A 9,644-nucleotide genomic window follows, 5' to 3' on the forward strand; every position below is an offset into this window, starting at 1 on the left:
GGGGCGGCTCAGCCGGGCAGGGATGGGAGAAGTGCTACGTCCTCGGGAAGGAGAGCGCCCGCATCGGGAGTGCTTGGTCTGTGTCTTTGTCCGCACCCTGATCACCGGCGATCACCCCCGAGCGACAACCACTGGTCGCACCTGAGCCTTCACGCGCAACCTGCCGGACAGGCCCAGCCGAACGGCTGAGACCCCCCTGTCCAAGACCGCCGGCGCTCCCGTTGGTTCGCCGTCGACCACCCGGTGGGGACCCAAAAACCCCGCCGCGCGATTGGCTGTCGGACGGTGGGGAGAGGACCGAGCGTGCCCGATCGTGGTGCATTCGCGGCGCAGACACAAGGGGGTTCGTTACTCACGGGTAACGGACGGATAACCGAACACCGACGGAGCGGCACCGAACAACAACTCAGGGTACGGTCGGGCGAGTTGCCATACGGGTTGAATACGGGATGGAACCGGACAGAAGATCGGGTCCGACTTACTCCAAGTAACAGCGGCCGCGATTGCCAAGTTTTGGCAAAACGCGGCCGCTGTGCGCCCCTGTAGACAGAATTTTCACTCCGGCATCACAAGCCGCAGCGTTTAACAACTGGTCACTGACGACTCAGAAGAGAACTCGGGCCAGAGCCGTACGCGCAGTCGTGACGCGCGGATCGTCGGCGCCCACGACCTCGAACAGTTCGAGCAGTCGCACACGCGCCGCGTCGCGGTCCTCGCCTGCCGTACGCCCCACCGTCTCGACGAGCCGCCCGAAGGAGTCCTCGACATGACCGCCGACCAGGTCCAGGTCGGCCGCCGCGATCTGCGCCGGCACATCGGCGGGCTTCTCCGCGGCGTCCTTGCGGACCTGCTGCGGGTCGAGCCCCTGCACGCGCTGGAGGAGCTGCGCCTGACCGAGGCCGAGCTTGGCCTCAGAGTTGCCCGGGTCGTCGGACAGCACGTTCTTGTAGGCCTGCACGGCGCCGTCGAAGTCGCCGGCGTCCAGGGCCTGCACGGCCGCTTCGAGAAGGGCGTCGTAGGGGCCCGCAGGGGGCTCCTCCTCCTCGACCGGGGCCCGGCCCTCCGCTTCCGGGTCGACCGCGATGCCGGTGAGCCCGAAGCGCTCCTCGGCGACCTGGATCAACTGGTCGAGGGTGCCGCGGATCTGCTCCTCGGGGGCGGCCCCCTGGAAGAGCGGCAGGGCCTGGCCCGCGACAACGGCGAAGACGGCCGGGATCCCCTGGACCCCGAACTGCTGCATCAGCATCTGGTTGGCGTCGACGTCGACCTTGGCGAGGACGAAGCGGCCGCTGTACTCGGCGGCGAGCCGCTCGAGCAGCGGGCTCAGCTGCTTGCAGGGCTCGCACCACTCGGCCCAGAAGTCGATGACGACGGGCACCTCGGCGGAGCGCTGCAGTACGGCGCTCTCGAAGTCCGCCTCACCGACGTCGATGACCAGGCTCGAAGGCGGCACGGCGCCGCCCCCGCCCGTGCGGGCCTGCTCGGCGCGCGCCTGCTCCGCCTTCGCCTTGGCCTCCTGGGCCGCCTTCACCGCGGCGAGGTCGACGACTCCGCTCATGGACATGTTCCGTGGCTGCATGCGTACAGTCTCCCCCTTCCGCGGACGGTTGTGGGCCGGGTCCTGCCCCGTGCACTTCCCGCCGGAATGCGAGACGCATCTGGAGGCACGGGACGGACTCGGCCTGGTGTGCTTTCGGCACCGGGTCCCCACCCGGCGCCTTGTGGTTGCCGCTCGTCCGGGCCGCCCCGGGGTGCAGATCCGAGACTCTCGTACGAGATCGAGCTTTCGCTACGCCTCGTAGCGTAACTGCCATGGCCGGAGCACGGAAACAGGGATCCGGCGAACACCCGGTGATCTGCCTCACGCGATCTTTCGGCCGTACCCGCCGGTATGGTCGACGACCATGCAGAGCCGCACGCCGTCCCCCACTCCCCCCAACGTTCGGACAGGGCGTCCGCGTTCCGCCGCGGCGGACGAGGCGATTCTCGAGGCGACCCGGGCAGCGCTCGTGGAGCTCGGCTGGTCGAAGCTGACGCTCGGCGACGTGGCCACGCGCGCGGGTGTCGCGAAGACGACGCTGTACCGCCGCTGGCCGGGCAAGAGCGAGCTCGTCGTGGACGCGGTCGCGGTCCTCTTCGACGAGCTCGAACTGCCCGACCGGGGTTCGCTCGCCGCCGATGTCGAGGGCGTGGTGCGGCAGTTCGCGGCGATCCTGGGCCGGCCGGAGACGAAGACGGCGCTGATGGCCGTGGTCGCCGAGTCGACCCGCGACGCCCCGCTGCGGGACCGGATCCGTACGTCGATCGTCGACCGCCAGAAGCGGCTCGTACTGGAGGGCCGGGCGCGGGCCGAGCGCCGCGGCGAACTCCCGTCGGCCCCCGACCCGGCCGCCGCCGCGGCCATGGCGGATCTCATCTTCGACGTGGCGGCGGGGGCGGTCGTGCACCGCACCCTGGTGAGCGCGGAGCCGGCCGACGCGCAGTGGGTGCGGCGGTTCACGGCCCTCCTGCTGGGAGGGCTCGCGGCCGCCGCGACCGACTAGCGGGTGCTGCTACGGGTGGGCCCTACTTGTTCCAGGCGCAACTGCCCAGCGTGGCGCGCTTCTTGGTGACCAGGGCGTCCGCCTCGCCCGCCGGCAGCGCGCGCGTCCGCTTGCCGTGGCAGACGACCGTGCGGTCGGAGCGGCCCGCCAGGTCGACCAGGATCTGGTCCCAGTGGCGGTACTGGACGTCGTGCCCGGAGTCGGCGTACGTACGGGTCTTCACGGGCGCCGTGTCGGGAAGGTTGTCGCGCCAGGCCTTGAGCGTGCTCGCGGGCACGGTCGTGTCCTTGTCGCCGTGGTAGAGGAACACCGGCGCTTTCAGCTTGGACAGGTCGGGTCCCGGACGGTCGCAGTAAAGCCGCTGCTCGTGCACCTGCGGCGCCGGATCGGCCTGCTGGCCGCGCTGGTTGTAGGTGCGCGCGCCCTCCTCGTACGCGGTGTCCGCGAAGCCGGGGATGGACTTGACCGGGCTGTCGTCGGGGAAGGCCCACCACTTGCGCGGGTCCTTGATCTCGTCCTTGACGGCGGCCGCCATCTGGTCGTCCGTCAGATCGCAGGAAGCGGACTTCTCGCCGTACGGGGGCAGGGCGGCGCCGAGGTGCAGGGCGCTGATCCGCTGCGGGGCCTTCGCGGCGATCTCGGCGGCGTACGGGCCGCCGCCGGATATCGCGATCACCTTGAACTTCTTCACGCCGAGCTTGTCGAGGACTTCGAGGGCGTCCTTGGCGTAGTCGGCCTTGCCGAGCTTCGGGTCGTAGTCGGTGTCGCCGAACCCGTTGCGCTCGACCGTGATCATGCGGAGGTCCAGGTTCTCTCTGGTGGTGCGCATGAAGTCGGTCATGTGGACGGCGCGGGCGCTGGTGCCGGTGCCGCCGATGTAGAGCACGGGGGTGCCGTCGGCCGGGCCGGAGTCCGTGTAGTGCGCGGTGCGGCCCGAGGACAGGTCGGCGGCGCGGACGTCCGCGCCGAGGGAGTCGAACGAGTTCTGCACCTTCGGCTCGGCGGGTGGGCTCGCGCTCACCGCGCCCGCGCCGAGGGCGATCCCGCCGAGGAGGGTGAGGGTGGCGAGGCCGACGGTGGTTGTGGTGCGGTTGGGCGCGGGCAGTGGCACGGTGACTCCTGGGTATGCACGGACACTTGACGCGTCCGCGCCTACCCCGGGGTGACCTGGTGACACCTGTCATCACCCCTCCGCACCTCAAGCGCCGACGGGCCTCAAAAGATCGGGGCTCCGCCCCGTACCCCGCTGCTCAATCGCCGCAGGGGCTTAATTTTTGCCCACCCGCCGCAGGGGCACGCGATGGCTGCCGCCCCAGGGGCGCGATTTTGTCCGGCTTCCCGCGGGCGGCGGCCGTGCCCCCCGCTCATCTCCCACCCACCTGCCCCCTCCGGGGCGTCGGCCTCGCGGGGTGCCACAACCGCCTTGGGTATCCGCCGCCGGAACGGCTCCCCGCCCGCGACGACGCGCCGCCACCGCCTTGGGTAATCTGCCACCGGTAGCCGGCTCACCCGCCCGCGACGGCGGGCCGTCGCCGCCTTGGGCAATCTGCCGCCTTGGGCGGCAGGGTGGGCAAGGCGGCGCCACGGTGCCGCGCAACGAGGACGGCGGGCGTCGGCCACGGTGCAGATCGGTGCCCGGTGCCGCGCGACCTGCGCAGGCGCCCCGCCCCGGCGGGCCTCAGAAGCCCGGCGGCTCCGTGTACACGCCCCACTCCTCGCGGAGCACCCCGCAGATTTCGCCGAGGGTTGCCTCCGCCCGGACCGCGTCGAGCATAGGGGCGATCATGTTCGAGCCGTCCCGTGCCGACGCCACCATCCGGTCGAGGGCGACCCGCACCACCGCGTCGTCCCGGCCCGACTTGCGCCCGCCGAGCGCCCGCACCTGCTCCCGCTCGACCTCATGGCTGACCCGCAGGATCTCCAGGTCGCCCGTGACGGACCCCTCCGCCACATTGACGCCGACGACCCTCTTGTCGCCCTTCTCCAGGGACTGCTGGTACCGGAAGGCCGACTCGGCGATCTCGCCGGTGAACCAGCCGTCCTCGATGCCGCGCAGGATGCCGGAGGTGATGGGGCCGATGGGGTGCTGCCCGTCGGGGTGGGCGCGCAGACCGCGCTCCTTGATCTGGTCGAAGATCTTCTCGGCGTCGGCCTCGATCCGGTCCGTGAGCTGCTCCACGTACCAGGAACCGCCCAGCGGATCCGCGACGTTGCCGACTCCGGTCTCCTCCATCAGCACCTGCTGAGTACGCAGCGCGATCTCGGCGGCCTGCTCGCTCGGCAGCGCGAGGGTCTCGTCGAGGGCGTTCGTGTGCAGGGAGTTGGTGCCGCCGAGGACCGCGGCCAGCGCCTCCACCGCCGTACGGACGACGTTGTTGTACGGCTGCTGCGCCGTCAGCGAGACGCCCGCGGTCTGCGTGTGGAAGCGCAGCCACTGCGCCTTCTCGCTGCGCGCCCCGTACACGTCGCGCATCCAGCGGGCCCAAATGCGGCGCGCCGCGCGGAACTTGGCGATCTCCTCGAAGAAGTCCACGTGCGCGTCGAAGAAGAAGGAGAGGCCGGGGGCGAAGACGTCCACGTCCATGCCGCGCGACAGCCCCAGTTCCACATAGCCGAAGCCGTCGGCGAGGGTGTAGGCCAGCTCCTGCGCGGCCGTCGAGCCCGCCTCGCGGATGTGATAGCCGGAGACCGAGAGCGGCTTGTACGCGGGGATAGACCGCGCGCAGTGTTCCATCAGGTCGCCGATCAGGCGCAGATGCGGCTCGGGCTGGAAGAGCCACTCCTTCTGCGCGATGTACTCCTTGAAGATGTCGGTCTGGAGCGTGCCGTTGAGCACGGCGGGGTCCACTCCTTGCCGCTCGGCCGCCACCAGGTACATGCAGAAGACGGGGACCGCGGGGCCGCTGATCGTCATCGACGTCGTGACGTCGCCCAGCGGGATGTCCTTGAAGAGGACCTCCATGTCGGCCGCCGAGTCGATCGCGACACCGCAGTGCCCGACCTCGCCGAGCGCGCGCGGGTCGTCGGAGTCGCGCCCCATCAGCGTGGGCATGTCGAAGGCCACGGACAGACCGCCGCCGCCGTTGCGGAGGATCATCTTGTAGCGCTCGTTGGTCTGCTCGGCGTTGCCGAACCCCGCGAACTGGCGGATCGTCCACGTCCGCCCCCGGTACCCGGTCGGGTACAGGCCACGGGTGAACGGGTACTCGCCCGGCCATCCGATCCGCTCGAAGCCCTCGTAGGCGTCCCCGGGCCGCGGCCCGTAGACGGGGTCGACCGGGTCACCGGAGAGTGTGGTGAAGTCCGCGTCACGCTTGCGGGCCTTGTCGTAACGGGCCTGCCAGCGTCGGCGGCCTTCCTCGATCGCGTCAGCGTCCATGCTCCAAATTTACTTGGACGTCCTACTAAATGTCGATGGGCCACGGCGAGCCGTTTGAGCCCCTGCGGCGTTTGAGCAGGCGGTGCCGTGGTTGACGCCTCGGGGCTCCGCCCCGGACCCCGCTACTCAATCGCCGCAGGGGCTCAAACGGCCCGACGTGAGGCATCGCACCGCCTCGGCGGTCAGTTCGCGGGTGTAGGGGCCGGCCTCGCCCAGGGCCCGGTGCAGGGCGAGGCCCTCGATGAGCGCGTCCAGCTGCCGGGTCGTGGCCGGGTCGAAGTGCCGCTCAAGCAGCTGCCTGCTGCGCGCCATCCAGGCCCGCGTCAGCTCCCGGTACTCCGGGCGGCGGGCGGCGAGGGTGTACAGCTCCTGGGTGAGGACCAGGTCGCGCCGGGGACCTTCGGAGAGCACGTGGATCAGTTCGGTGACGGCCTCCCGCGCCTCGTCCGGCGTGCCGACACCCGCCAGGTGGCGCTCGAAGACGGCCACGATGTGGTCGGCGAACCCCGTGAAGGCCTCGCGCAACAGGTCGTCGATGCCCGCGAAGTGGTACGTCATCGAGCCGAGCGGCACCCCGGCGCGCGCGGCGATCTTGCGGTGCGAGACCCCCGCGACGCCCTCGTCGGCGATGTGGTCGAGGGTCGCCGCGAGAATGCGCTCACGGCGGCGCGGGTCCGCCTGCCCTGTGGCCATGTGCCCGCGCCCCTCAGATCTCGCGGACGGGACGGGCGGGGTTGCCGACCGCGACGACGTTCGCCGGTACGTCCTTGGTGACCACCGCGCCCGCGCCGATCACGCTGTTGGCGCCGATGGTCACGCCGGGGCAGACGATGACGCCGCCACCGAGCCACACGTTGTCGCCGATGGTGATGGGCAGCGCGGCCTCCAGCTTGTCGCGCCGCGGGCCGGGCTCCACCGGGTGGGTGGGCGTGAGGAGTTGCACGCCGGGGCCGATCTGGCAGTCCTCGCCGATGGTGATCCGGGCGACGTCGAGGGCGGTCAGCCGGTAGTTGACGAAGGTGCGGGCGCCGATGGAGATGTTGCTGCCGTAGTCGACGTACAGCGGCGGCCGCAGCTCGACGCCCTCACCGACGGAGCCGAGCAGCTCGGTCAGCACCTCGCCCGCCTTGCCGGGGTCGTCGAGGAAGGCGTCCTCGTACCGGGCGGCGAGCCGCATGGCGTGCTGCTGGCGGGTGGCGATCTCCGGGTCGTCGGCGATGTAGAGGTCACCGGCGAGCATCCGCTCCAGGTTGCTGCGCGGGTCGTCGGCGAAGTGGTCCGTGGGCATGCGGACGAACGTACACCGAGGAGCGTACGAACGTACACTCCTGGTCGCAGAGAACGCGCGCATCCACTCCACGGAGGGATACGCGCGCTGAGCTGCGGTTACGCCTTGGCGAGCTTCGCGTCGCCGCCGGCGACCTTGCCCTCGAGCTCGGCGGAGATCTTGCGCTCCACGAAGAAGGCGGCGGTCGGGATCGTGCCGGCGATCAGCACCCACAGCTGCTTGCCGAGCGGCCACTTGGCCTTGGAGCCCAGGTCGAAGGCGAAGACCAGATAGACGACGTACAACCAGCCGTGCGCGATGGCGATGACGCGCGTGAAGTCCGCGGCGCCGTCCATGCCGAACGCGTACTTGGCGATCATGCCGAGGCACAGGAGGACCAGAAGCACACCGGTCACGTAGGCCATCGTGCGGTAGCGGGTCAGCACGGATTTCTTCATGGGTCGAGGGTAACCACCCGTTTTGCGCGATCTTCGGCCGGGCCGGGTGGCCCGGGTCTCACCCGCCGGTTCTCACTCGTCCGCGAAGTCGCTCGCCGCCACCCGCAGGGGCCGCAGCATCGCGAAGATCTCGCCGCACTCCTCCGCGTCGTACACGCCGAGGCCGAAGTCCATCGCCATGAGGTCGCGGGTGGCCGCGTCGACGGCCTCGCGGCCCTTGTCCGTGATGGTGGCGAGCGTGCCGCGCCCGTCGTTGGGGTTGGGCCGCTTGTCGACGAGGCCGGACTTCACCAGCCGGTCGACCGTGTTCGTCACGGACGTGGGGTGGACCATGAGCCGCTCGCCGATCTTCGACATGGGCAGCTCGCCCGCCTTGGAGAAGGTGAGCAGGACCAGCGCCTCGTAGCGCGCGAAGGTGAGCCCGTACGGCTTGACGACCGCGTCGACCTCGGCGAGCAGGATCTGGTGCGCGCGCATGATCGAGGTGATCGCGCCCATGGACGGCACGGACCCCCAACGCTGCTTCCAGAGTTCGTCGGCGCGGGCGATCGGATCGAAGGCGAGAGAGAGGGGCTTCGGCACGCCCCCGACCCTACCGGGCGGTCATATGACGGTCAGCCCCGTCTCGACCATTGGGCCCGGGCGCCTGCCGCGGCGCTTAATGCGCGGCGAAACGACACCCCTGTGTAACGATTGCCCGGTATTTACGCTTTCGTACGCTCTTCTACGCCTTCGTACGCCCTGTACGCGCTCCGAACCAGGGGGCAGGATGCCCGTCCCACCCGCACACACGCCCACCCGCACCCCCACTCGCACCTTCGCGCTCACCAGTGCCGCGATCCTCCTGTCCACCGTCGCCATCGGCTGCTCCGACGGTGGTGGAGGTGGGGGCGGCGGCGCGGGCAGTGGCGGTGGCGGCCGCGACGCCGCCGCGGAGGCCGCGCAGCGGACCGCCCCGTCCGGCGCCGCGGCCGACTCCTCGCCGTTCTGGGTCGACCCGGACTCCGACGCCGCCGACCAGGTCGCGAAGTGGAAGCGGGCGGGCCGAGGCTCCGACGCCGCCCTGATCGAGCGCATCGCCGCACGCCCACAGGCGATGTGGGCGCCGGGCGACTATCCGCGCCCGCCGGTCTCCGAGGCCGCCGCGCAGGCCAGGAAGGCGAACAAGACGCTGGTCCTGGTCGCGTACAACATCCCGCACCGCGACTGCGGCCAGCACTCGGCGGGCGGGGCGCACAGCGCGGACTTCTACCACCAGTGGATCGACGCGTTCGCCTCCGGCATCGGGCGGGCGAAGGCCGTCGTCGTCCTCGAACCGGACGCGATCGGACACATCGTCAGCGGCTGCACCCCGAAGCAGTTCGAGGACGAGCGGTACGCGCTGATGTCGTCGGCGATCGACCGCCTCAAGCGGCAGCCGAACACCAAGGTGTACGTCGACGCCGGCAACCCCGCCTGGATCCCCGACGCGAAGAAGCTGGTGGAGCCGTTGCGGCGGGCCGGGATCGGGAAGGCGGACGGCTTCTCCCTGAACGTGTCCAACTTCCAGACGGACAAGGACAGCGCGGCGTACGGCCGCCGGCTCTCCGGGCTGCTCGGCGGCGCGCACTTCGTCGTCGACACGAGTCGCAATGGCGCGGGGCCGTATGGGGACGGGCAGGGTGACGCGTGGTGCAATCCGCCGGGCCGGGCGCTTGGCTCCGCGCCGAGCACGCGTACGGGCAACGCCCTGATCGACGCGAATCTGTGGGTGAAGCGGCCCGGCGAATCCGACGGCACGTGTCGCGGTGGGCCGGCGGCTGGGACGTGGTGGGCGGATTACGCGCTGGGCCTGGCCCGGGGCTGAGCTCGCGGGGCTCCGCCCCGGACCCCGCTGCTCAATCGCCGCAGGGGCTTGAAAAGCCTGCTCAATCGCCGGCGGGGCTTGATACGCGAACCGGCGGCACAGTGGCGCCGGTTGGTGAAACGGGGGCGTAGTCATGGGTGACGGGTTCAGG

At 70.7% G+C, this 9,644-nt stretch carries 9 protein-coding genes; 2 read left to right on the forward strand and 7 right to left on the reverse strand.

Annotated features, from left to right (window positions below; genetic code table 11):
- Positions 1-604: 604 nt before the first annotated feature.
- A complete protein-coding gene (locus ACWD2L_RS39505; protein ID WP_351342868.1) occupies positions 605-1,579 on the reverse strand; it encodes a tetratricopeptide repeat protein in 975 nt (324 codons plus the stop codon).
- 325 nt (positions 1,580-1,904) lie between these two features.
- Between ACWD2L_RS39505 and ACWD2L_RS39510 the strand changes: the two genes are divergently transcribed.
- Entirely contained in the window at positions 1,905-2,543 is a 639-nt protein-coding gene (locus tag ACWD2L_RS39510) for a TetR/AcrR family transcriptional regulator (RefSeq protein ID WP_351342867.1), read from the forward strand.
- A gap of 22 nt (positions 2,544-2,565) precedes the next feature.
- Here ACWD2L_RS39510 and ACWD2L_RS39515 read toward each other — a convergent pair whose 3' ends face one another.
- The 6 genes from ACWD2L_RS39515 to ACWD2L_RS39540 form a co-directional block, all read right to left on the reverse strand.
- Positions 2,566-3,654, reverse strand: a complete 1,089-nt coding sequence (locus tag ACWD2L_RS39515; protein WP_351342865.1) for an alpha/beta fold hydrolase — start codon at positions 3,652-3,654, stop codon at positions 2,566-2,568.
- A 567-nt stretch (positions 3,655-4,221) separates the two neighbouring features.
- Positions 4,222-5,922: an acyl-CoA mutase large subunit family protein gene (locus ACWD2L_RS39520; RefSeq protein ID WP_351345779.1), complete on the reverse strand. Its 1,701-nt coding sequence runs from the start codon at positions 5,920-5,922 to the stop codon at positions 4,222-4,224.
- Between the two features lie 126 nt (positions 5,923-6,048).
- Positions 6,049-6,615 carry a TetR/AcrR family transcriptional regulator gene (locus ACWD2L_RS39525; protein ID WP_351345776.1) on the reverse strand — a complete coding sequence of 189 codons (567 nt, stop codon included), beginning with the start codon at positions 6,613-6,615 and terminating at the stop codon, positions 6,049-6,051.
- 13 nt (positions 6,616-6,628) lie between these two features.
- The gene (locus tag ACWD2L_RS39530; protein WP_351345773.1) at positions 6,629-7,210 is read right to left on the reverse strand and encodes a sugar O-acetyltransferase; all 582 of its coding nucleotides are present in this window, start codon (positions 7,208-7,210) and stop codon (positions 6,629-6,631) included.
- A 98-nt stretch (positions 7,211-7,308) separates the two neighbouring features.
- Positions 7,309-7,647 (reverse strand): DUF3817 domain-containing protein, encoded by a 339-nt coding sequence (locus ACWD2L_RS39535; RefSeq protein ID WP_351345770.1) that lies wholly within the window; start codon positions 7,645-7,647, stop codon positions 7,309-7,311.
- 72 nt (positions 7,648-7,719) lie between these two features.
- Complete coding sequence (locus tag ACWD2L_RS39540) at positions 7,720-8,229, reverse strand: MarR family winged helix-turn-helix transcriptional regulator (RefSeq protein WP_351345767.1); 510 nt, start codon at positions 8,227-8,229, stop codon at positions 7,720-7,722.
- Between the two features lie 187 nt (positions 8,230-8,416).
- Between ACWD2L_RS39540 and ACWD2L_RS39545 the strand changes: the two genes are divergently transcribed.
- Positions 8,417-9,493, forward strand: a complete 1,077-nt coding sequence (locus tag ACWD2L_RS39545) for a glycoside hydrolase family 6 protein (protein WP_351345764.1) — start codon at positions 8,417-8,419, stop codon at positions 9,491-9,493.
- The last annotated feature ends 151 nt before the right edge of the window (positions 9,494-9,644 follow it).

This window comes from Streptomyces sp. NPDC002754 (genome assembly GCF_053592315.1).

What these genes read in the sequence shown, in the direction of transcription:
- ACWD2L_RS39505 (WP_351342868.1), bottom strand. Translation starts at nt 1,579, where the DNA reads ATGCAGCCACGGAACATGTCCATGAGCGGAGTCGTCGACCTCGCCGCG.
- ACWD2L_RS39510 (WP_351342867.1), top strand. Translation starts at nt 1,905, where the DNA reads ATGCAGAGCCGCACGCCGTCCCCCACTCCCCCCAACGTTCGGACAGGG.
- ACWD2L_RS39520 (WP_351345779.1), bottom strand. Translation starts at nt 5,922, where the DNA reads ATGGACGCTGACGCGATCGAGGAAGGCCGCCGACGCTGGCAGGCCCGT.
- ACWD2L_RS39525 (WP_351345776.1), bottom strand. Translation starts at nt 6,615, where the DNA reads ATGGCCACAGGGCAGGCGGACCCGCGCCGCCGTGAGCGCATTCTCGCG.
- ACWD2L_RS39530 (WP_351345773.1), bottom strand. Translation starts at nt 7,210, where the DNA reads ATGCCCACGGACCACTTCGCCGACGACCCGCGCAGCAACCTGGAGCGG.
- ACWD2L_RS39535 (WP_351345770.1), bottom strand. Translation starts at nt 7,647, where the DNA reads ATGAAGAAATCCGTGCTGACCCGCTACCGCACGATGGCCTACGTGACC.
- ACWD2L_RS39545 (WP_351345764.1), top strand. Translation starts at nt 8,417, where the DNA reads ATGCCCGTCCCACCCGCACACACGCCCACCCGCACCCCCACTCGCACC.